Consider the following 23466-nt stretch of genomic DNA (forward strand, 5'->3'; position numbering starts at 1 on the left):
AATACCCCCTAGGTCTGCTTCGCCGACGCGAAGCGCCGGGTCGTCGCCATCAGCCGCAGCTGGTTGTCCACCGCGCCCACGCCCTCCACCGCCGCCGTGACGGCCTCGGTCTGCGCGCGCTCGTCCGCGTCGAGCACGATGCCGCGCAGGCTCACGCGGCCGTGGTCGGCCTCCACCGTGACGCGGATGTCGGCCGTGGCCGCTGCGTCCTTGAGCGCCGCCTTCACGCGTGCCGCCAGCGCCATGTTGGCCAGCAGCGCGCGCGAACGCGCGGTCTCGGCGAACTCGGGCCGCGCTGCCAGCGCGCGGATCTGCGCCACGCAGCTGTCGACCGTGAGCCGGTCGGTGTTGAGCACCAGGTCGTAGAGCACCGGGTCGCCCCAGCTCACGCCGAACTGCGCATGCATGCGCGCCGCATGCGCCTCGTCGCTGCGCCGGATCTCGGCCTCGGCGAACTCGGCGTCGTCGGTCTCCAGGTGCGTCATCAGCCAGTCGATGCGCTTCTTCAGCGAGCGCGTGATGCGCACGCACACCACGTGCGGCACCGGCCGCAGCAGGCAGGTGGCGCCCCAGCCGCGCAGCACCACGTTGCCGCGGTCGGCCAGCGCGAACAGTTCCTCGGCCGTGTAGAGCGCGAGGCTGCGCCGGTCGGTCGTGAGCCGCTCGACGAAACCGGCCTTGCCGCCGCGCAGGCGGCCGATCAGGCTGGTCGAGACCTGCATGCGGTCGGCGACGCGCTCGATGACCTCGTGGCGCATCAGCTCCAGCCCCATTTCCTCGGCGAGCTGAACCGACACGTCCTTGGCGAGCGATCCCATTTCCTGGGTCAGTGCGATGACGGGCATGGCGTGACCTCCGGGTTCAATCGACCGGCCGCTCGACGGCGAACTCGTCGGGCTTCTTCGGCTTGAAGAGCGCCAGCAGCTTGGAGATCAGCGGCCAGAAGAGCAGCGTGAGCGCCAGGGTGGTGATGCCGCCGACCAGCGGGTTCGAGAACATGATCATCACGTCGCCCTGCGACACCAGCATGGCCTGGCGGAACGAGTCCTCGGCCTTGTCGCCGAGCACCAGCGCCAGCACCAGCGGCGCGAGCGGGAAGTCGAGCTTCTTGAACAGGTAGCCGATGACGCCGAAGCCCAGCATGAACCAGATGTCGAGCATCGCGTTGTGCACGGTGTAGGCACCGATCGCGCAGATCACGATGATCACCGGCGCGATGATCGAGAACGGGATGCGCAGGATCGAGGCGAACAGCGGCACCGTGCTCAGCACCACGATCAGGCCGACGATGTTGCCCAGGTACATGCTGGCGATCAGGCCCCAGACGAAGTCCTTCTGCTCGACGAACAGCAGCGGCCCGGGCTGCAGGCCCCAGATCAGCAGGCCGCCCAGCAGCACCGCCGCGGTCGGCGAGCCCGGGATGCCGAGCGCCAGCATCGGCAGCAGCGCGCTGGTGCCGGCCGCGTGCGCCGCGGTCTCGGGCGCGACCACGCCCTCGGCCTCGCCGGTGCCGAACTTCGAGCCGCGCTTGGACATCTTCTTGGCCAGGCCGTAGGCCATGAACGAGGCGGGCGTGGCGCCACCCGGGGTGATGCCCATCCAGATGCCGATCAGCGAGCTGCGCAGCGAGGTCATCCAGTACTGCGGCAGCTGCTTCCAGGTCTGCAGCACCACCTTCGGATCGATCTTCGCGCTCTTGCCCGAGAACTTCAGGCCCTCCTCCATCGACAGCAGGATCTCGCCGATGCCGAACAGGCCGATCACCGCGATCAGGAAGTCGAAGCCGCGCATCAGCTCGGGCTGGCCGAAGGTCAGGCGCAGCTGGCCCGTGACCGTGTCCATGCCCACGCTGGCGAGCGCGAAGCCCAGCGCCATCGAGGCCAGGATCTTGAACGGCGAGCCCTTGCCCATGCCCACGAAGCTGCAGAAGGTCAGCAGGTAGACCGCGAAGAATTCGGGCGAGCCGAACTTCAGCGCGAACTTGGCCACCAGCGGCGCGAGGAAGGTGATCATCACCACCGCGAGGAAGGCGCCCACGAACGACGAGGTGAAGGCCGTGGTGAGCGCCGCGCCCGCGCGGCCCTGCTGCGCCATCGGGTAGCCGTCGAAGGTGGTGGCCACCGACCAGGGCTCGCCCGGAATGTTGAACAGCACCGAGGTGATGGCGCCGCCGAACAGCGCCCCCCAGTAGATGCACGACAGCATGATGATCGCCGAGGTCGGCGACATCGTGAACGTGAGCGGCAGCAGGATCGCGACGCCGTTGGCGCCGCCCAGTCCGGGCAGCACGCCGATCAGCACGCCCAGGATGATCCCGACGAACATCAGGCCGATGTTGGTCGGTGTCAGGATCACCGAAAAGCCCTGCATCAGGGCACCGATTTCTTCCATTTCGCTTGTGCTCCGTGAGGTGTCAGTAGCCGAGGAACGAGAGCGGATCCAGGGCGCCCTTGAACAGCGGCACCTTGAACCAGACCTCGAACATGAAGAAGAACAGCGTGTTCACGGCCAGCGCCGCGATCGCGGCCTTGACCCAGGAGTACTTGCCCAGGATCACCATGAACAGCGCGATGTAGACCGCCGAGGCCACATACAGGCCGAGCAGCGCGATGCCCAGCACGTAGACCACCGCCGGCAGCAGCACCGAGAGCACGCGCTTGAGCTGCTCGCGGTCGACGAAGACCTCGGTATTGCGGTTCTTGCCCAGCAGCGACTGGTAGAGGATGCCGATGCCCGAGATCGTGATGATCAGGCCGATGAAGAACGGGAAGTAGCCCGCGCCCGGGCCGTCGCTGGTCCAGCCCGCGCCGAGCCGGCGGCTTTCGAAGATCACCACCAGGCCGATCGCCAGCAGCAGCAGTGCCACCACCGCCTCGACCTTGTTCGTGGCCACGCCCGTGCGCGCGGCCGGGTCGGATACGTTGTCGTCGTGCTCCATGGAGCCCCCATCGTGTTGTTGTCGAGAGAGAAAACCGGGCGCGACGCCACGCGCCCGCGCGGGCGCATGCTCACGTCGTCCGATGCATCGCGGCGGCGCGCCCGGCCGCCGGTGCCTTCTTGCCTGTTACTTGCTGGCGGCCAGGAAGCCGGCTTCGGTCATCAGCGTCTTGTGCGTGATTTCCGCGCTGGCGAGCCACTTCTCGAAATCGGGGCCGGTCATGAAGGTCGGGTTGAAGGCGCCCTTCTCCATGTATTCCTTCCACTCGGGCGTGGCGATCACCTTGGTCAGCAGGTCCTTGTAGAAGGCCAGCTGTTCGGGCTTGACGCCCGGTGCCATGAAGATGCCGCGCAGCATCGTGTACTTGGCCGGCACGCCCGCTTCCTTGCAGGTGGGCACGTCGTTCCACGACTGCGTGTCGGTGACCTTGGCCTTGAACGGCATGCGCTCGTCGTCGAACACGCACAGCGCGCGCAGCTTGCCCGCGCGCCACTGCGCCACCGCCTCGATCGGGTTGTTCACGGTGGAGTTCACGTGGCCGCCCACCAGCTGCACCGCGACCTCGCCGCCGCCCTTGAAGGGCACGTAGATGAACTTGGTGCCCGTGGCCTTCTCGAGCGCGACCGTGATGATCTGGTCTTCCTGCTTCGAGCCGGTGCCGGCCATCTTGAACTTGTTCGGGCCCGCCGCCTTCACCGCGGCCACGTACTCGCCCGCGGTCTTGTACGGCTGCTCGGCGTTGGTCCACAGCACGAACTGGTCGAGCGCCAGCATCGCCACCGGCGTCATGTCCTTCCAGTTGAAGGGCACGCCCGTGGCCATCGGCGTGGTGAAGAGGTTCGACAGCGAGATGATGATCTTGTGCGGATCGCCCTTGGCTTCCTTCACCGAGAGAAAGCCTTCGGCCCCCGCGCCGCCCGACTTGTTGACCACGATCAGCGGCTCCTTCATCAGCTTGTACTTGATGACGATGCCTTGCAGCAACCGGCCCATCTGGTCGGCGCCGCCGCCGGTGCCGGCGGGGATCACGAACTCGACGGGCTTGGCGGGTTCCCAGGCCCATGCGGGGGTGGCGGCTGCCATCACCGCGGCGGCGGCGGTGGCGACCAGGACTCGTGCGCGACACGCGCCGAGGCGCGGAATGAAATGCTTCATCTGTTGTCTCCTGCTGTAGAGGGTGCGCTCTTTTTTTTCGTGAGTCTGAGCCGGATCCGAACAGCGCAGATGGTGCGCGTGCGCGAAACGCGCCGGCTTGATCGCGGTCAATTTTTTGAAGATTCCGTATCGGGGTAAGCCCACCCCGCGATCGGTCGCGGCGATGCGCGCGCGGACCCTGCGCAGCGCCTCGCGGGCCGCTCGCGCGATGCGTTCGGCGCGCTGGCGAGAGGCGCTTCGGGAGGCCCGACCCCGCCTCCTCAGGGGATTCGGGTTAACCCTATAAAATCGACGCCCCCGTCCACTTTCCATGCCCAGGAGCTTCCCGCCATGCCCAGCCTCGACCGATCGTCCGCCCCCGCGAAGCTGCTGCGTCGCGCCACGGTCGTCCTCAAGAGACTGGCCTTCGAGGCCGACATGCTGCTGGGCACCCTGCTGAGCCCCAACAAGGTCATCGCCGAGGTCGAGCAGATGCGCGCCCTGCAACGCCGCGCCGACCGCATCGAGGCCACCGACCCGGCCCGCGCCGCCGCCCTGCGCTGGCACGCCTCGCGCGTCGGGCTGCGCTGAGCGCGGGCGCGCTGTCGCAGGAAAGACCGGACGAACTGGTAAAGTCCAGCCGCCCACCGTCTTCGTAGTTCAATGGATAGAACGGGGTCCTCCTAAGACTCAGATACAGGTTCGATTCCTGTCGAAGGCACCATGTTGATGTCCCAGAAGATCCATCAACGTACTTCAACCGCAGCCTCCCCCGAAAATACAGGGCAACCTGTCCAGCACGTCTACGGAGGTAGAACGCCATCCGAAACACTTGGGGGCATCGTGGGGGCAGAAGGCTAGGCCTGGGGCCATCAATTTTTAAGACGAGCTCTTCGCAAGGACAGCAGATGTGGGCCTGTCCCTCGTTGGCCGGCCGGTGCAGCCGCTAGCGACGGCAAGTCAATTGCGGCCGTTGCCATGCACGTAGCCCTCAGACGTGCAGAGCACTGCATCGATATCGTCGGCTCAACTTGCTGCCGTGCAACTTCACGGGCGACGGGCTCGGGCAGCGCTCGGCGCGACCGACGACACCTTATGCGATACGGGCCTTGGATCTGCCTCAGGACATGGGATGACGCCCGTCCGTCGTGCCTGGGAGGCATCGGTGGTTGCTCACACTGCAACGCGCCACTTCTTTTTGCCGTCATCTCCGATTTGGACAGATCTCTCAGGCATCAGGCGCGGCTACGACATCGCCGTTGACTGTATGTGTGTTTTTCTTCCTTTTTCCATTTCCTCCTTGGTTAGAAACTTGCATTGAGATTGAAGCCCAGCGTGACCTTCGCGGTGCGATAGCCCTCTGGCTTGCTGATCGGCGCGCCGATGAAGAAGTCGTAGCTCAGCTTGCTCCACTGGCCGCGCATGCCGATGACGGCGCCGGCAAGGCTGCGACCGAGCAGGTCGACCGTCGAGCGGCCGCCTATGTGGCCATAGTCGGCACCGACGTACAACTCAGCCCCGCTTTGCCCCACAGCCCATCCGATGTCGTTGCGGATGAGCCAGCCGCGCTCGCCCATCAGACTCGTCTCGCCATCGAAGCCGCGCACCGTGTAGCGTCCGCCGATGGCGAAGCGGTCCTGCGGCGTCAACGACGTACGGTTCCATTGGGCGCGGATCAGTCCTGAGTAGCGCAGCTTCTGTTCACCGACTTTGAATGGCGCGTTGAGGCTGATGTCGGCGGTGTAGAGCTTCAGCCGCGAAGTGCCCTCGCCGAACTCCTCTTCCGGCGCGGTACGCGAGCCGAAGCCACCTGTGCCGCGCTTGTAGGCCAGCGTGCCCTCGAGCGTCGCCTCGCCGACGTACTCCTTGTGGCTAAGGCTGAGCTCCCAGCCTCCGACCACGCGGTGTTGAACCTCGACCTCGGTGTCGTCGACGAAGTTTCGAGATTCGCGCCGCCAACCCTTGATCGACACGCTCGTCTTGCGACTCTGGTCGCGATAGAGCAAGCGCGAGAGCTTGACCTCGGCGTTGTTGGTCTTGCCGGCGTAGACGTAGTCCTGGTTCAGGCCGGCCACGCTCTGGCGATACCGACCGTTGGAGGCGGTGAAGCCCAGGAGCCAGTAGCCGTAGGGCAGCGAGTAGTGAATGGTCTGGCCTTCGGTGCCCCTGGCCGGGTCGCCGAACAGGTGGCCGTTGATGCTGTGGTTGGCGCTGACGTAGAACAGGTCGTTCAGGCCGAAGGGGCTGTCAAGGGACAAGGTTGCGCTGGTCTGGTAGCGGCCAGTAGCTTCAGTGCCGCTGTCGTCCAGGCTCAGGGTGACGCGCCACTTCTTGGATTGGACGTACTTGACGACGAGATCGCTGTCGCCGGGCTTGGCGCCTGCGGCTGTGGAGGGTTCGATCTGGATGTCGGCCTCGGCGGTGGGGGAACGCTTGAGGTTTTCCAGGCCCTGTTCGATGTCGCGCAGGTTCAGGAGATCGTTGGGGCGTGCGGGGATGGCGGTGGCGAGCAGGGCTGAGCTGCCGAGCAAGGCCGATGAGGAGTCTGCGGTCGTGCGGATGGCTGCGATGCGGCCTGGCACCAGAGAGAGGGTCAGCGTACCGGTCGACAGGTCCTGTGGGGCGGCGAGGACTCGGGTGCTGACAAAGCCGCGAGCGATGGCGGCTTGTTGGGCGCGAGCGAGAACTACGTTAACGCCGGCTGTGCCGAGGCATCGGCCGATGGGCGAATCGTTGCCATCGGGACCGGACAAGTCGGCAACAACCCATTGGAAGGACTCGGACTGCTCGCCGACCAACAGCACGCGGTCGATGCGAAAGCATGGAGCCTCGGCCTCAGGGATGCGCTGGGTTGGAGCTGGGAGCGCTGCTTGCGGACGCTGGTCGACGGTCCGTTCGTTCTGTTCACGCAAGGCGCGTTCACGCTCTTGCTGGCGTTGCTGTTCGACAAAAGGTTGCGGCGTGCTGGGCGCTTGCGCGAACGCAAATAACGGCAACGCGACGGCGACTGCCGCCACTGCTTGATTCTTCATTGCGACAACGCTCAACGCGCGGGTGCCGGGCAACCAGGGATGCTATTGGCCATCACCGGCTGCGGCGCATCAGGATCGGTTGCATCCATGACTGCGAGGTGGCATGACATCTTTTCCCCCCAAATGAACTCGACGGTATAGGCGTGGTTCACCACCGGCGTGAAGCGCACGGTCATCGGACCGCAACTGCCGGTGTGGAAGGCCACACCCGCTCCGCTCTTGTTCCAGTTTCCGATGCTGCGGACCTGAATCGGTTGCCCTGGCGTTGCTTCATGAACCAGATAGGGACTGGCGCGCGTGCCAGCGCGCAAGGCGCTTGCAATCCAAGGGTAGACAACGCCACTTCCCGTGTAGGCGGCCACACCCAAGTGCTGAAAACTCTGGCAAGGCACCTCGGAAGTGCTCACGTCGAACTGGGCGTTGGCCGAAGTCCCAAAGGTGCGCATGACCAACTTGGAAGTACCGGGCTCGATGTCCTTCAACTCGTTATAGCCGCTATTGGCGCGTACATCTTCCGCTGCAGCGTCCGGGTTGATCTGCGAGTAGGTGCAGCCGGCAATCGCAATTGCGACGAAGCATGGTATCGCTGCGATGTGCCAAGTGTGGTTCTTGGATGACCTCATTCCGCTCCCTGAAAAATTAGAAAACCCTTCTTTGATCGCACTGCGCGCTGTGTCAGCAGTGCATCTTCCCAAGTAGGTCTGAACTTGACACTTAGTTCGTGGGTGGGCGGCTCTCCGAATCGCCGCGCTGTTTGATCGTTCTTAGCGCAGCACCAAAATCTGTGATTGCATTGAGGAGTTCCGCCATTTCAAGATGTGCTCCCGCCAGACAGTCATCCCGCATTCCAAAGAAAAAATGGGGTCTTGGAAGATCTTCGGGTAACTCGTCGATCTTTTTCTCCAAAGCCAGAGAAACCAATGGAGACAAGACGGAGCGTGTCTCCCTCAAAATTGCATCTTCATCAGAGAGCAACAAGAGTTCTTGCTGAAGCCTTCGTGCCGAAGAAATTAGATTTTCAGTACTCATGATCGATTATCAAAGCGCGCCCAACGTGTATGGATTAACCTGAACAGGCGGACTCCACGCCGATCGATTGGGAACAAGCACTTGAAGTGCATTTGGTGCGGTTGTGACGCCGCCTTGTGTGGTTGGGGCGATTTCAGAAACGAACACACGTGCAGGAGATCCGGGACGTGCCGCGATCGCATAGAAGTCCATGCCATCTTTGAATATTTTGGCAGCTTGAGCCGCAGGCAACCCAAGTGCAATACCCGCATCTGCCGCTCCCATCGATGCAATCGCGCGTGCTTGTTCAGCAGACATCCAGTAGGGGCTATACGCGCTGACAGCATCCCCTCTAGGCACAACCTTCACCAATACACTCCCAGGTGCAGCAGTGCTGACGGTTGGCAGCGATTTTCCCGAAGCAATCATGCCCGCTGCGATCTCTTTTACCGTTGCATCGCTTAAGCTGGGCGAAGCCGCTTTGATTTCCGCAACGAGAGCTTGTGCTGGGGGAGACCCCATGGTTGCGGCATTGATTGGAACTCCGTTTGTCGCAAAGTCCGCATAGCTCGCACGAGCAAGTGAGTTGTACTGCGACGCGGCGCTCGCTGCTCGCATCAGGGCGATCCCTTCCAACGCAACCGGTGCAACTCCCAAGGCCGCATATGTGTAGGCAGCCGCAGTTGACGACAGGCCAAGCGATTCGAAAACCTGCTGACCATACGGAGTTTGGCCCTGACCAATTGCAGCCTGTTTGACGCCAGCTTGAGCGTAATCCGCGCTCACTGTTGCGCCAAGTGCTCCAACCACACACCCTAACCCAGTGCTGCAGAGCGCGGAGCTTCCGACAAGCCCTATCGATCCCGCCAACCCCTGTGCTGCCCCTACAGCTCGGGTTGCAAGCGCATTTCTTCCGGCCCAATCTTTGGCGGAATCAATCTTGTCGTAACCAAAAAGTCGTTCACTTCCGTTGATCGTTTGTTGGCTTAGCAATGAGAGTTCGTCCACCATGGAACGTCCCGCAGATTGCAACTGCGACAAGTAGGCGTACTCTGGCGCTGAACGAGGAACGCCGTCGGCACATCGCACAAGAGCACATGCGGCCGCCGTCAGGCGCGCTTCTTTTATTGGATCTTCTCCTGCCAAATCCTTAATGCGCTTGACTTCACTTGGATGCAGTTGCCTGTTATTGATGTCAACGCCGTATGCGCTGGCAGCCCCCGCCGGACCTCCTGCAATATTGCCAATAGCTGAAGCGGCCACGGCCTCCAAGGCCTGCACAACTGGCAAGGGCAACCCCATCGCACCGATTGCATCGCCCAGTCGGGGCATCAATGCAGCGCTAGCTCCTGCACCTAGCGCCCCCGCCACGCCACCACTCAAGGAGCCCGCGGCCGCATGAAGCGCGACCCGGTAATCGCCACCTTCCTTCCAATGATCGTAGGCTTCCTGTTCCGCACCCATGGTCTGGCGCGCAGCGCTCAACTGAGTCCGTGCGGCGCTCTTGCCCTGCTCACTTGCCGCAGCATCGTCCAAGACCTTTTGCGCGCCTTGGGCTAACGACTGGGCAACTTCGTACTTGCGGACTTGATTGTTTGCGTAGGTTCCTACTTCGCGTGCGGCATTCTGGTTGAATTGCTGGATGATTTGCGCTTGTGCCTGGACGTTCTTGACGATGCTCTGGGTATTCCAGTCCTTGATCAACATGCCGGCACTGCTGTGGTCCCCCGTTCGCACATTCTGATCACCCGCAATGCCCGAGACGCCGGATTTCGTGACGCTGACTTGGTTGTTGCCGCTGTAGTTACTCACACCCGCGGCCCCGATGGGCCGATTGCTCGGGCCGGTCCACGATGCCGTCATGTCTCTGGCGGGCGCCGTATCCGTGGCGGCGCTCGGCGCCGTGGTGTAGCCCACGCTCAGCCCTCCGCTGACCGAGTAGCTACTGCCACTTGACTGGCTCACGTTCTGCAAGTCGGTCATGGTGAGCGAACCGCCTGTGCTGAAGTTGTTCTTCTTGCCGTCGATGGCTGCTTGTGTGCTCTCGATCACCGCACCCTTCAGGTCGGTATTTCCCGCGACCTTCACATCAAAGCCGCCATCTCCGGCCTTAATGCCCGATTGCACGGCCGGGCTGATGAAGATTCCGTCCGCTTTCGCTCCTGCCGCGCCGCCGCTGACAGAGGCCACCGCACCGTAGCAGATCGGCGGAATGCACAAACTCACTCCAGAACCGCCGCTGGACTGCCGGCTCTGGCCCACACTCACATCCTGCAAGGTGGTGATCTTCAGGTCGCCTCCGACATCCGCCGTCACGCGGTTGCCTTCGATCGTCGCTCCATCGAGCGTCAGGTTGCGCCCCGTGGAGACGTTCACTGCCTTGCCACCGGAAACCTGGGTGGCGTTGTACTTGGTGTCGTTCTGGTTGTTGCTGCCTTTGCCGCTGTTCACGCCCAACTGGATGCTGAAGCCGTTCTGAGCACCCGCGCCGACGGTCGCACCCACATTGGCGCCACGACTGGAGTTCTGGCCGACCGTCACGCTCGTGCTCTTGCTGGCCTCCAGGGTGATGTCGTTGTCCGCCGCCACGTTGACGGTATTGCCCGCAGCGATGGCGGAGCCCACCGCGTGGATGTTCGAGTCCTTGTCACCACCCGTAGCCACGATGTTGACGTTGTTCGCCCCCACCACACTGGAACCCACCGCCTCACTGCTGTTGGTGAAGCTTGTGCTCTGGCTGGTGTTGCGGCTCACGTTGACGCTGACGCCATAGCTCAGCGGACCTGTGCCGCCAATCGCCTGCACGGCGTCATAGGCCTGCTTGCCACTCATAGCCAGGTTGATGGCACCCAGGGCCTGCATGCGACCGTCGCCGCCGATGTCACCGATGGCCTTGATCGTGCTGGAGCCTCCCTTGAGGGTATCGGTGCCCACGCCCATGAAGTTGGCGCTGCCTCCCACAATGGTGCTGGAACTCTTGTCCAACGTGACCGACTGCGTGGTGTTGTACGCCTCGTTGATGACGACGTTCTTGGCGAGGATGTTGACGTCGCCGCCGACCAATGGGCCAGCCTGTCCTGCCGCCAATACGCTACTGGCCGTCTGGCGGTACTCATTGCCCGCCACCAGTGTCACGTTGCCTTGCAGGCTGGCCACCTGGCTGGCTTGCTGCGTCGTGCTGGTGGTCGCATTCGCCTGCGAGCCCTTGACGTTGCCAATGGCCGGGTTGTACCACTGGCCGATCATCCCTGACTTGCTGCTGGCGTCGTAACTGTTCTCGACACGGGTGTTCTGCGCGCTCTCGATGATCAGATTGCGCCCGGCCATCAGGGTGATGCTGTTGTCTGCAACGACCGTGGCCCCTTGCAAGGTGGTGTCGCGTCCGCCCACGGCCTGCAGGCTGCCGGCCGAGATGCTGGTGCCGATGGCCTGGTTTTCGATGCTGGCGCTGGCGCTGTTGCTGGACTTCTTGTTGCCGGCAATGGCAACGGCTGTGACGTCGCCAGCGAAGGTCGCGGCGGCAAGCGCCTGCCCCAGGAAGGTACCGCTGCTGCGGCTCTGCGCCGCATGCAACTCCTGGGTAGTCCGATTGGCGGTCGTGAGGTTGATGTCGCGCCCCGCCGACAGACTCATCGCATCGTCGGAGCGAAGCTGCGCAGCCTGGAAGTTGATGTCATTGCCCGCCACCAGCGCCACGCTCTTGCCGCTCAGGCTGCTGGAGAGAACATCCGTCGTCGTGGTGCTGTCGAAGGTGCTGGAGCTGCTCTTCTTGAACAGGCTCTTGGAAGACCTCTGGGTCGCTGCCGAAACGCTGGTGGTGGCCAGGCCCGCCGTGACATTGATGTCGTTCTTGGCTGTGGCGACCAAGGCCCCATCCACGCTGGCGACCGCCCCCGCGCGGATGTTCAGGTCATTGCCGGCTGCAAGGCGCACATTGTCCTGCCCTTGAATGACCGAACCCACCTCCCGGCGCTCCGACGAGATGCCAGCCCCGTTCTTGCTTGCGAACGAGATGGTGTATCCCTCGGTCACGGTGCCCAGGTTGACGTTGCGCCCAGCACCCACCGCCGCGCTGCCGGCACTGACCAGGGCAGCGGCCACGAGATTCGCATCACGGCCCGCGGAGGCGATCAGCGTGCCGCCCGGATTGGTCACGTAGATACCGGCCACGCGGTCGATGGCGGTACTGCTGCCGGCTGTCGATGTCGTCGTCTGAATGTTGATGTCGCGTCCGGCGGTCAGGACCGCGGCATCCCGGGCAGTAATGCTGCCGCCGATGTTGTTCAGGTCGTTGCGAGCGTTGACACCGACGGCGCCTCCGGCAATGCGACCGCCCAGATTGCTGACGTTCTCGGCATCGATCTTGACCAGGCTGCGACCGGCGATGGTGCCGGTGTTCACGAGATCGCCCGAACTCTTGATGACCGTGGCATCGGCGCTCAGAAGTGCCCCTGCGCCGTCGATGTCGCCGGGCCGCACGCGCACATAGACCTGTGGCACAAGTACCTTCTGCGTGGAGCCATCCGGTAAGGTGACCGTCTGCTCGACCAGCCAGACGATGTCGCTGGTCAGTTGGGCCATCTGCGCCGCGCTCAATGCGACACCGGGGCGCAAGCTGTATTGCTTCGCAAAGGTCGCGCCAGCATTCATCAGCGCGATGTACTGATCGTCGTCGTTGTTGTACCCCTCCAGGTAGCGATAGCCCGTGAGCTTGGCGACCTGCTCGCGGATGAGCTTCTGCTCGTAGAAGCCATCTCCCAGGCGCTTGAGGGTATTGCTTGGGTCAAGCCCGAGGCTGTTGAGCAGGTAGTCGCTGCTGAGCCAGCTGCGGTAGTTGGCGAAGCGTGGATCGGTCTCGACTAGGTAGCTGCCGCCCGTGCGAACATTGAAGAGGCTTGCATTGGGAATGCGCGTGTTCGGCGTGCTGGTGCGCACGACCGCGGGGACGATCTGGCTCGCGTCCGCACTTCCGACCCCGTTGGCACCTCCAGTTGCACCGGCCGTATTTCCCGAGGTCTTGACGACCGCCCCGACATTGGCCGGCACTTGCACGATGACGTCGGGACGGTTGCCGCCGTTCACGCCTCCTGCACTGCCTGTACTTCCCGTCGTGCCACCGACCGGCGCCGTGCCCGCGTCATAGCCATTGGTAGCGTTGATGTACTCCTGGTACTTGAACGCGCCGAGATTGATCGACTTGGGCGCTATGACGAGCGGGATGTTGGGCGGCCCCTGCGCCTGTCCTTTGTTGTCGACCACATTCGCAAAGCCGATGACCGAGACTTGGCCGGTCATTTGGTCTGGCACGTAGTCCGACGCCGTGATGGTCTCGCCGGCGAGCACCTGGCTGTCCTGGTTGTACAGACGGCCGTTGATGTTCATGTTTCCGCCTGCGACGAGACGGGCGGGCTCGACGTTGGTTGCGGTTTCTTCGGTGGTGATGATCTGGTTGGTCCAATAGGCGAAGCCGCCCATCCCCACGAGTTCGCCTGTCTTCTTAAGAAAGACCAGGCCGTTGACGTAGTCGAGCGTGACTTCGTCGGGCAGGTACATGGAGGTCCTGCCGACGCCGCTGCCCATGGGGGTTATCGGCGCAATGCCTACCGCGGCGCTGGGCGTCACCCTGGGCGCCCCCTTCTGGATATGCACATCCCGGTTGTTGACCTGTCCCATGGAGATGGCCATGTCGCCGATGGATTCGATGTCGGCGCTCAGGTTGTTCAACACGCCACCTTGGCCGGTGGCTTTGCGGTTAGCGTCGAGCGCTCCACCGATGGACATGCGGCCCTGGCTGAAGATCAGTGCGTGCTCACGGTTGGTGATGGTGTTCGCGCCAATGACAAGGTCGACGCGCGAGGCAATGGTTCCTGCCTTCGCTTGGCTTACCCCATCGGCGCTCGTGATGGTCTCGGCGCCGTTCTCGACGGTGATCGCACCGATGGAAATCGCATCGCCGTAGATACGGCCGGTACCGATGTTCTTCAGCGTGTCCGCATTGATCTGCGTCTGGCCCTTGCTGTCGATCAGACCGCGATTGGTCAGCGTGCCGCTGGCGTTGACGGTGGTGTTTGTCCCCGACATTTCTGCATTGGCGGTGTTCTCGACGTTGTTGCCCCCCACCGTGAGCGCTTGGCCCGCCAGCAGCTTGCGGTTGTTCGTGAAGTTGCCGGCGGTGGTGTAGCTCAGATTGCCGTTGGCGGCGACCTCGCCGTTGTTGACGATGTCTTGAGTGAGCGCGATGCTCAGATCCTTGCCTGAGACGGCCTTGCCGTCGCCGCTGAACCTGGCGGCATCGAGCTTGAGGCTTTTGTCGGCCACCAGGGTGCCGCCGGTGTTGACGACATTGAGTGCCTTGGCACCGGGATCGGCGCGATTCGGGTCGCGGATGCTCAGTTCGTTGCCGGCCGAGATTAGGCCCTTGGTGTTGGTCAGGGTGCCGCTGGCGATGATGGTCGTATCGGCATCGGCACGGATGGCGCCAGAGGTGTTGTTCAGGTCACCGGTATCGATGAAAACGGACTTTCCTTCGATGCCTTGATCGGTGCCGGATGTATCGTTGTTGGCGACGCTGCTGGCATTGATCGTGGTCGTGGCGGCTGAGCGGATCAGGCCGCTCGCATTGGTCAGGGCTGCGGCGCTGATGCTCAGGTCACTCGCGGCCACGGTCTGGCCACTGCTGTTGTCATAGCCTTGGCCGTGGGTATCGATGCTCAGCGTCTTCTTTGCACCAAGGTAGCCGTCCGTGTTGTCGACTTCCCCCGTCCTCAGCACGAGCGTGTCCGCGCTGGCGATGCCGCCTTGCTTGGTGGTGTAGTCCGCCGCGTGGGTGTTGGTGAGCTTCTTGCCATCGGTGTCGATGGTCATGGCGCCAATGGACTGGATCAGTCCGCCGTCGTTGTTCAAGCCCCCCGACTTGATGTCGACGGTGGTGGTGGCCGAGAGCGTGCCCTCCTTGCTGTTGTCCAGGGCATTGCCGTGCGTATCGATGGACAGGCTATTGCCGAAGACCTTGCCGCCCTGGTTGCTCAGGCCTCCATTGCTCAGCGTGGCTTTGTCGCCCGCTTGCAGGGCGCCGGCATCGTTGATGGACTTGCCCGTGGTTGTGACGCTCAGATCGCCTTTGACGGCCCCTATGGTCCCGCCGCTGTTGTCCAGCGTGTCCGCCGCAAGGGTGGTGTTGCCGTTGGCCGCAAGCATTCCACCTGCGTTGGTGGCAGCCTTGTCGATGGTGGCCTTCAGATCGCCGACAGCTGTCACGCTGCCGACATCGTTGTTCAGGCTGCCTGCAGTGACGGTGACGTTGCCGCCTGCACCAATCGTGCCCCTCTTGCTGTTGTCCAGGCCCGTGCTGACTTTGAGGTCCAGATTGGCGGTGCCGGCTGCCTGGGTCGAACCGCCCTGGTTTGCGAAGCTACCGGCCGTAATGCTCGTGTCGCCATTGCTGACAAGGGTTCCGGTATTGTTTTCGATGGCGCCGACCACGTTGATGCGGGTGGCCTCGGTACCGGTCTGGATGATCTTGCCGCCGCGATTGCTCAGGGAACCTGCGTCAACGGTGATCTGCTTGGCGCTGGTCTGAGCCTTGTCGCCATCTTGGTTGAAGGCGCCCGACACGGTGACCACCAGTGCGCTGTTCGTGGTGATCTGGCCGTTGGCACCCGTGTAGCCACGGCCGGATATCTTCAAGGTGCCGGTGCCGGCATGTTCGATCGTGCCCGCGTTGTTGGTGACGGTCCTTCCACTCAGGATCAGATCCTGGCCGTTGCTGGCGATGCGAGCGCCGTCATTGTTCAGGGTGCCGGCCACGGCGATGGTGGTCGCGCCCGTGCCAGTCTGCACGATCTCGCCGCCGTTCGTGTTGGCGAGGTTCGAGGCATTGATCTGCAACTGGCCGGCGTTGAGTTGACCCCCGTCGTTGACGAGGGTTTGAGCTGCGTTGCTGTTGGCGGTGACCGCCAGCGTACCGGGAGTGACCAGCCTTGCCTTGCTGCCGGTGGTGACATTGCCTTGTGTGGCCGTGACCGCGATGTTCGCGGCGCTGGTCTGGCTCGCCGACAAATCGACGTTCGCGCCTTGCAGAGTGGCATTGCCTGCCGCGAGATTCGTGCCGTTAACGACCAATGCGCCGGCGGTGACCACGCGCAGGCCGCCAGTTCCACCGAACTTGCCGTCGTTCTGGATGCCCGCGCCAAGCACACTTGACGTCCCGCCCTGCACGCTGCCAGCCGTGATCGTGGTGTTGCGGTTCGCCGTGATACTGCCGTCATTTGCAAGCACACCGCCAACCGCGATGCTGGCATCGATGCCACCTCGCAGGCTGCCACCGTTGGCAAGCGAACCAGCCTGAATGCCCAAGTCGGTAGCTGCGCTGATGCTGCCGCCGGTGCCGGTGGTCAAGGCGTTGGTCACCCCGAGCTGCACGCCGGCCTGTGCCGATTGGATGTTTCCTCTGGTGTTTTGTAACGAACCCGTGTTCAGCATCAGCGCCTGATTGGAAGCCAGGGTGCCGTTGCTGTTGGTGGTGGCCTCGGACACGTTCGCTGTCAGTGCGCCCGCTGCCGAGATCGATCCGCGTGTGTTCTCGATCTTGCCGCCGACAGTGAGGTTGGCATCGGTGGCACTGCTCAATACGCCGTCGGTGTTGATCAGGTCGGCGCCGGTGACGATGTTCAACGAGCCGGCAGTCAGCTTGCCACCCGTGTTGTCCAACTGGTCGACGTTGGCGCTAAAGCTGTTGCTGACGTTGAGGATCCCGCCTGTGTTGCTGAAGCTCGATCCGGTGACCGCCATGGTGGCCACCAAAAGAGTCCCACCAGTGTTGTTGATCTGCGGCGTTTGCAGCGCGACGGGGCCGCCAGCAAGTATCTTCCCTCCGTCGTTCAAGATGGCGCCCGTCGCCATGATGGTGCCAGGTGATGTCGGAATGAATGGGGCTGGCGCCGGTGCGGCGGTAGAGCCGTTGGAGCTGGAACCAGTTCCAGCGGCGGGTGTGGTCGGGGCGATGGTCGTACCAGCTGTGCCGCTACCCGAGCCGCCTCCAGTGCTCGTGCCGGTTCCACCGCTTGCGCCGGCCGTAGGCTCGACACCGATCACCCCGCCATTCGTGTTCGATAACGTCGGTGACGTGATCGTAAGTCCGGCGCTGCTGGTCTGGCGGATCATTCCGCCGCGGTTGTCGATGCCGCCTGCGCTGACGAGTTCGACGCGCGTGCCTTCGAGCGTGCCGGTGTTCTCGAGCCTTCCCGCAGCGGTCACGATGAGATTGCCGTTGCTGGCGCCGAGATTCCCCGCGTTGCGCACCCCGAGGCCCGCCTCGGTCCCGATCATCGTGATCTTGTTTGCGTACATGCCTCCCAAAGCAGCGGTATCGAGTGCAAAGGTCGGTGCAGCGCCAGTACCTGTCGTCGGGGTAATCTGCGTGTGATCGGCGCTAATCTGGTTTGCGCCTGTGACCACCTCGAGATCGGTGGCGTAGATCGCCGCATTGAGTTGCACGGCGCGCGCGAGGATGGCCGCGTAGTCCGTTTTGCTGGCATCGAGGCCCGCACCGCCGATGGTGACGGTGCCACCGCGAACGAGAAAGCGATCGAGGCCGCCGACGGCGTTGTACTGTGGGGTACCCGTGGTCACCGTTGCGCGAGACGCGTTGATGAAACCGCCACCATCGATGCTGATGCCTGCCGGGTTCGCGATGATGATCTCGGCGCGTTGGCCCGCAACTTCCAGATGGCCGCGAATCTGGCTCGGATTCCCGCCGTTGACTTCGTTGACGATGATGCGCGCGGGTCCTGTGGCCAGGAATGGGTTGCCCTGTATGTAGCCCCCAAGCTGCGACTGCACATTGACCCGGCTGTTGTTGAGGATAGCCCCGCTGGCACCAATGTTGAACTGGTTGTAGACGTTGCGCGATACACCTGCGGCTGAGGGCGTTTGAACGTTGACGTATGGAACGCCGTTGGGTGCGACCAGCACGGTCGGACGCAGGTTGCCGGGAACGTTGGGCGCGCCAACGATCTGCGCTTGGGCTGATGTCGGCCAGAACATGCCCCCCAAAGCAGCACCGATCAGCACGGGAGTCAAAGCGGCAGCCCCAGTCAATACGGCAGCGGCCGTCGCTCTGGTCGAGCCCCTGCCCGTAGCCGCGGCGGTTTCTTGAACCACCATCCGCATGCCTCTGGCGGCGTTGAAAATGACGCGGTGAAGCTGGCGATTCATGCCTTGGACTCCCTGAGATCTTCTGAATACGTGCGACGGTTCTGCGTCGAAACACGTCAGATCTTTATTCTCGGGGGTCTAAACGTCTAAATGGGGGGCGGGCACATGTCAGCTGTGCGCATAAGATCACAAATACGGATTCGGCAAATCTTAGCTATTCTGAGCAATTATTTAATTTAGTTCTTGGGTACTCACCACCTAATCTCAGCTGCTCAAGATTGGCAGTGAGATTGGACGTCGCGAAAGCGGCCGCCCTGAATTGATGCAGGCAGCGACTACCGCAGTCAAGTTTCGATAACAGCGTTTTCGCATCGATTGAACGGCTGCGGTGCTCGGCATCGATTGACTCATCGACCCGGAATTGACTCAATGAACTCACGCGACATAGCGGACATGTACATGCTGAAATTAGTTTCTGATCCTTTTGGATTGAAACCGCACGCTATGCAGATGCTTGCCCGTGGCCTTGACCATTTCCAGCTGGGTGCGCGCCGGTACAAGCTTGGTGACCGCCTGCTTGAGATCGACATTGGCATCTCGTTGGAGTCAAATTCCGGGCTGTAGCAGAGGCAGATAGGAGACCTCGATGGCGTGTTGATGCCCAGCCAGCTAAGCCTTCACAGACTCGCTGTGATGAGTCCGCAGGTTGCCCCCGATCAGATAGCCCTTGCGCGCGGCATCCTTGATAGCCCGAGCCAAAAAAAGTCGATCGGGATGTCGGAGTGGAGCGCCCCGCTGAAGGCCTTCCATCGCATCGGCCCCTTGTTCATGACCGTGGAGATGATCGACAAACCGTCGCGCTTGTTGTTCGGCCGAATCACTGGCGTCTGGCATTGTCCAGAAGAACCTGGTGTTTGACGACTTCCAGTCTCTCCAACCCAATCCGGACAAACACCGGATGCAAGCGATCAACGCTTCACCTCCGGTGAGCGTCCCAGCCCCGCATGCGCTCCCACGCCCCCCCCATGCCCTCAACCAGCGCATCCATCTGCTCTGCCACCGTAGTCTCCCGCTCGATGCCGAACACGCTCTGGCCGGCCGCCTCGTAGATCAGCCGCGCGTCGTCGAACTCGTGCATCGAGGCGAACACATCGCCCGTGAGCGCCTGCTGCAGCGGCATGCCCAGCGGCGCGGGCGCGCCGGGCTCGTTCCAGGCGTCGATCCAGTCGCTGCGCACCACGCGGCAGGGCTTGCCGCTGTGGGCCCGCGTGATCAGGGTGTCCTCGCTGCCGCTGGCGATGAGCCGCTGCAGCAGCGCGGGCGGCGTGTGGTTCTCCTTCGCGCCCATCCACAAGGTGCCGAGCCACGCGCCCTGCGCGCCCATGCCCAGCACGCCCAGCACCTGCGCGCCGGTGGCGATGCCGCCGGCCGCCAGCACCGGCACCTCGCCCGCTTCGGCGATGACCTGCGGCAGCAGCGACAGCGTGCCGACCGTGCCGGTGTGGCCGCCCGCGTCGTAGCCCTGCGCCACCAGCACCTCCACGCCCATGTCGAGCGCCTTGCGCGCATGCCGCACCGAGCCGACCAGCGAGAAGGTGAGCTTGCCGCGCGCCTTCGCGCGTTCGATGAGGTCGGCGCGCAGGCCGATGGCCGTGGCCACGCCGCGCGCGTCGGAGTCGAGCACGGCCTCGATCTGCGCGTCGAACAGCGCCCGGGTGCGCACCTGGCTCGTGAAGAAGCTGGGCCGCTGCGGCGGCTTCACCTGGAAGCGGTCGCGCAGGTCGTCGACGAAAGCCACGTGCCGCGCGGGCAATTGCGCGCGCACGCTCTCGATGCTCGCGGCCTCGTCGGGCACCTGCGAGGGCAGCATCAGGTCGATGCCGTAGGGCAGGCCCGCCATGCGTTCGCTGGCCTCGGCCAGGATGTGCGGGATCTCGTGCGGCAGCTCGCGCGCGAGTCCGAGCACCGGGAAGCCGCCCGCCTGCGCAATGGCCGCGCACACGTCCACCGCGTGCGAGAAGCCGAAGATCGGATGACGGATGCCCAGCCTGTCGCACAACGGCGGTCGCACGGGCGATTCGCTTGCGATGTTCATTGCGCCTCGATGCCCGCCGTCTTGATGACCTTGCTCCACTTGTCGTATTCGCTGGCGATGAAGGCGTCGAACTGCTTGGGGCCCTGCGGCGCCACCTCGAGGCCGAGCACGTCGAGCTTGGGCTTCATCGCGGGATCGGCCAGGATCTCGGCCACGTCGGCCGACAGCTTGGCGACGATGGCATCGGGCGTCTTCACCGGCGCGACGAAGCCGAACCACGTGCCCACGTCGTAGCCCTTCAGGCCCGCGGCCTCCGCCACGGTGGGCGTGTCGGGCAAGGCGCTGGAGCGCTTGCTCGTGGTCACGGCCAGCGGCCGCAGCTTGCCGGCCTTGATGTGCGGCACGGCCAGCGCCACGGTGAGCGGCATCATCGTCACGCGGCCCGCGAGCAGATCGCCGAGCGCATCGGGCTGGCCGCGATAGGGCACGTGCGTGAGCTTGATCTCCGCGCTCTGCGCCAGCAGCTCGCCCGACAGATGGTTGGACGTGCCCACGCCGGCCGTCGCATAGGTCAGCGGCGGATTGGCCTTCTTCGCCATCGCGACCAGCTCCGCCATGGTCTTCGCCGGCACCTCTGTCGGCACCACGAACACGTTGGGGATCACGCCGAAGCCCTCGATGGCGCGGAAGTCGCGCACGGGATTCCACGCCACGCCCTTGATCAGGCTCGGCGTGACCGCGTGGCCGGGACTCACGCACAGCAGCGTGTAGCCGTCGGGCGCAGCCTTGGCCACGTAGTCGGTGCCGATCGAGCCACCGGCACCGGTCCGGTTCTCGACGATGACGGGCTGGCCGTACTTGGCCGACAGCCGCTCGCCCACCAGCCGCGCGATCGAGTCGACCACGCCCCCGGCGGTGAACGGCACGATGATGCGGATCGGCTTGCTCGGGTAGTTGCCCTGCGCGAACGCGGGCGCGGTCATTGCGAGGGACTGGACGGCGAAGAGCGCGGCCAGCAGGGTGCCTTTGAGGGTCATGGGTTGTCTCCGTTGATGATGGCTTGCGCGCGCCGCCGGCTCAGGTCTGGTGCCCGGCTCGTGCCATGGTGCGGCGCGCGATGTTGGTGAGGTGGATCTGGCTCGTGCCTTCGTAGAGGCGGAACAGCCGCACGTCGCGGTAGAAGCGCTCGGCCACGTTGTCGTTGATGTAGCCGGCGCCGCCGAAGACCTGCACCGCGCGGTCGGCCACGCGGCCGCACATCTCGGAGGCGAACAGCTTGCACATCGACGCCTCCATGGTCACGTCGGCGCCGTCGTCGCGCTTGCGCGCCGTCTCCAGCAGCAGCGCGCGGGCGGCGTGCACTTCGGTGTTGCTCTCGGCGATCATCTGCTGCACCAGCTGGAACTCGCCGATGGCCTGGCCGAACTGCCGGCGCGATGCGGCGCGCGCCACCATCTCGTCGACCAGCCGGATGGCCGGCCCGATGCACAGCCCCGCGAGGTTGATGCGCTGCTTGTTCAGCGCCTTCATCGCCGTCTTGAAGCCCAGGCCCGGCACGCCGCCGACGATGGCCGATGCGTGCACGCGGCAGCCTTCGAGGATCACCTCGCCGACCGGCGATCCGTGCTGGCCCATCTTGCGATAGCCCGCGGGCGCCGAGAGGCCGGGCGTGTCGCGCTCGACCAGGAAGGCCGTGATGCCGGCCGCGCCCCTGGCCTGCGGGTCGGTGCGCGCGAACACGGTGAACAGGCCGGCGATGGGCGCGTTGGTGATGAAGCACTTGCGGCCCGTGATGCGGTAGTGATCGCCGTCGCGCACGGCCACGGTCTGCTGCGCGGTGGCGTCGGAACCGGCCTCGGGCTCGGTGAGCGCGAAGCAGCCCGTGAGGCGGCCGCTGGCCAGCTCGGGCAGCCAGCGCTGCTTCTGCTCGGGCGTGCCGTCGACCACCAGCGACTCGGACGCGATGCCCGTGTTGCCGCCGAAGCGCGCGCGGAAGGTGGTGGCGGCCTGCGAGACCTCCATGTTCACCAGCGACAGTTCCTCGCTCGTGAGGCCCGCGCCGCCGTACTGCTCGGGAATGCTGTGGCCGAACAGGCCCAGCGCGCGCATGCGCTCGACCACGGGCTCGGGGATGAGATCGTCGCGGTCGACCTCGGCCTCGATGGGCATGCATTCGTTGCGGATGAAGTCGCGGACTTCGGCGAGCAGGGCGTTGAACTTGTCGGGGCTGCGGATCATGGGTTCGAGGTTCCGGTTTCTGGTTCAGCGCAGGCCTTGCGCGGTTTCGAGCTGGCGCACGGCATCGAGCAGCAGCGGCGCGACCTTGCGTTCCATGCGCTCGCCGGGCGAGCGGTAGGTGGCGAGCGTGCAGTTCATCGCCAGCGGCGTTTCGCGCGGCGGCACGCGCACGGGCACGGCAACGGCGTGGATGTCCTTCTTCCAGTCGCCGCGCGAGTGGCAGAAGCCGCGCGCGGCAAAGAGCTTCTGGTCGGCTTCCCACGCGGGGCGCAATTGCTGGAACAGGGCCGCGTCCTGCAGCCGCAGCCGGTTGAGGATGGCCGAGCGTTCCGGCGCGGTGCAGGCCAGCATCAGCGCGCGGCCGATTGCCGCGGCCAGCAGCGGGCGCGTGCTGCCGATGTCGGGCATGTGGGTGTTGGTGTTGTCGGTGCGGATGGTGTCGACATAGACCACGTCGGAGCGGTCGCGCATGCCCAGGTTCACCGAGCAGCCCGTCTCGCGCGCCAGCCTTTCCATGATGGGTCGCGCGATCTGGCGCACCTGCATGCTGGCCAGCAGCGGGTAGCCCAGCGACAGCACGCCGGGCCCGAGCTTGTATTTCTGCGTGGCGCCGTCGCGGCTCAGGTAGCCCAGCAAGGTGAGCGTGTAGGTGATGCGCGAGACCGTGGGCTTGGGCAGGCCGCTGCGGTCCGAGATCTCGCGGTTGCCGAGCACCGGGTCGGCGCTGGTGAACACGCGCAGCACTTCCATGCCGCGTGCCAGGTTCATCGAGAACTGGCGGTCGGCGGTGAGGTCGTGCGGATCGACGAGACCCGGGAGCGCGATGCTTGTCATGCGGGAGGAGGAGCGCGGTGGTGTGGGCATGATTGGCCGTTCGAAATGGGGCGTCAATGAAACGCGGAGGGTGTTTCGCTGTGCGAAACAGC

The 23466-nt window shown here is 64.1% G+C and carries 15 protein-coding genes and 1 tRNA gene; 4 read left to right on the forward strand and 12 right to left on the reverse strand.

Annotation, left to right across the window (positions count from 1 at the left end; translation table 11 throughout):
- Nucleotides 1-8: 8 nt before the first annotated feature.
- From AC07RV_RS40115 to AC07RV_RS40130, 4 genes are all read right to left on the reverse strand, one after another.
- The gene (locus tag AC07RV_RS40115; protein WP_296781788.1) at nucleotides 9-845 is read right to left on the reverse strand and encodes a cytidylate kinase family protein; all 837 of its coding nucleotides are present in this window, start codon (nucleotides 843-845) and stop codon (nucleotides 9-11) included.
- A gap of 16 nt (nucleotides 846-861) precedes the next feature.
- On the reverse strand, nucleotides 862-2391 hold the full coding sequence (locus tag AC07RV_RS40120) for a tripartite tricarboxylate transporter permease (RefSeq protein ID WP_093347823.1): 1530 nt from the start codon (nucleotides 2389-2391) through the stop codon (nucleotides 862-864).
- 22 nt (nucleotides 2392-2413) lie between these two features.
- Nucleotides 2414-2938: a tripartite tricarboxylate transporter TctB family protein gene (locus AC07RV_RS40125; protein WP_093347826.1), complete on the reverse strand. Its 525-nt coding sequence runs from the start codon at nucleotides 2936-2938 to the stop codon at nucleotides 2414-2416.
- A 126-nt stretch (nucleotides 2939-3064) separates the two neighbouring features.
- The gene (locus tag AC07RV_RS40130; RefSeq protein WP_093347829.1) at nucleotides 3065-4093 is read right to left on the reverse strand and encodes a Bug family tripartite tricarboxylate transporter substrate binding protein; all 1029 of its coding nucleotides are present in this window, start codon (nucleotides 4091-4093) and stop codon (nucleotides 3065-3067) included.
- A gap of 330 nt (nucleotides 4094-4423) precedes the next feature.
- On the opposite strand from AC07RV_RS40130, the gene AC07RV_RS40135 reads away from it, so the two are divergent.
- Nucleotides 4424-4663, forward strand: a complete 240-nt coding sequence (locus tag AC07RV_RS40135; RefSeq protein WP_093347832.1) for a hypothetical protein — start codon at nucleotides 4424-4426, stop codon at nucleotides 4661-4663.
- 58 nt (nucleotides 4664-4721) lie between these two features.
- Nucleotides 4722-4796 (forward strand) — tRNA-Arg (locus tag AC07RV_RS40140).
- A gap of 580 nt (nucleotides 4797-5376) precedes the next feature.
- Here the strand turns inward: AC07RV_RS40140 and AC07RV_RS40145 are convergent.
- The 4 genes from AC07RV_RS40145 to AC07RV_RS40160 form a co-directional block, all read right to left on the reverse strand.
- Nucleotides 5377-7104: a ShlB/FhaC/HecB family hemolysin secretion/activation protein gene (locus tag AC07RV_RS40145; protein WP_296781785.1), complete on the reverse strand. Its 1728-nt coding sequence runs from the start codon at nucleotides 7102-7104 to the stop codon at nucleotides 5377-5379.
- Between the two features lie 11 nt (nucleotides 7105-7115).
- On the reverse strand, nucleotides 7116-7727 hold the full coding sequence (locus tag AC07RV_RS40150) for a hypothetical protein (RefSeq protein WP_296781784.1): 612 nt from the start codon (nucleotides 7725-7727) through the stop codon (nucleotides 7116-7118).
- A 91-nt stretch (nucleotides 7728-7818) separates the two neighbouring features.
- Nucleotides 7819-8133: a hypothetical protein gene (locus AC07RV_RS40155; protein ID WP_296781782.1), complete on the reverse strand. Its 315-nt coding sequence runs from the start codon at nucleotides 8131-8133 to the stop codon at nucleotides 7819-7821.
- Between the two features lie 9 nt (nucleotides 8134-8142).
- Nucleotides 8143-18327 carry a two-partner secretion domain-containing protein gene (locus tag AC07RV_RS40160; protein ID WP_296781781.1) on the reverse strand — a complete coding sequence of 3395 codons (10185 nt, stop codon included), beginning with the start codon at nucleotides 18325-18327 and terminating at the stop codon, nucleotides 8143-8145.
- 369 nt (nucleotides 18328-18696) lie between these two features.
- On the opposite strand from AC07RV_RS40160, the gene AC07RV_RS40165 reads away from it, so the two are divergent.
- Nucleotides 18697-18891: a hypothetical protein gene (locus tag AC07RV_RS40165; protein WP_296781779.1), complete on the forward strand. Its 195-nt coding sequence runs from the start codon at nucleotides 18697-18699 to the stop codon at nucleotides 18889-18891.
- Nucleotides 18892-18960: 69 nt separating this feature from the next.
- On the forward strand, nucleotides 18961-19185 hold the full coding sequence (locus tag AC07RV_RS40170) for a hypothetical protein (RefSeq protein WP_296781777.1): 225 nt from the start codon (nucleotides 18961-18963) through the stop codon (nucleotides 19183-19185).
- Between the two features lie 58 nt (nucleotides 19186-19243).
- On the opposite strand, the gene AC07RV_RS40175 is transcribed toward AC07RV_RS40170, so the two are convergent.
- From AC07RV_RS40175 to AC07RV_RS40190, 4 genes are read right to left on the reverse strand one after another with little or no spacing between them, the layout of a single operon-like run.
- A complete protein-coding gene (locus AC07RV_RS40175; protein ID WP_296781776.1) occupies nucleotides 19244-20362 on the reverse strand; it encodes an NAD(P)H-dependent flavin oxidoreductase in 1119 nt (372 codons plus the stop codon).
- A complete protein-coding gene (locus tag AC07RV_RS40180; RefSeq protein ID WP_296781775.1) occupies nucleotides 20359-21339 on the reverse strand; it encodes a tripartite tricarboxylate transporter substrate binding protein in 981 nt (326 codons plus the stop codon). The genes AC07RV_RS40175 and AC07RV_RS40180 overlap by 4 nt, the downstream gene beginning before the upstream one ends.
- 40 nt (nucleotides 21340-21379) lie before the next feature.
- Entirely contained in the window at nucleotides 21380-22540 is a 1161-nt protein-coding gene (locus AC07RV_RS40185) for an acyl-CoA dehydrogenase family protein (RefSeq protein ID WP_296781773.1), read from the reverse strand.
- A gap of 24 nt (nucleotides 22541-22564) precedes the next feature.
- A complete protein-coding gene (locus AC07RV_RS40190; protein ID WP_296781772.1) occupies nucleotides 22565-23374 on the reverse strand; it encodes an IclR family transcriptional regulator in 810 nt (269 codons plus the stop codon).
- Nucleotides 23375-23466 lie beyond the last annotated feature (92 nt).

The organism is Variovorax sp. GW821-FHT09B01 (assembly GCF_059418345.1).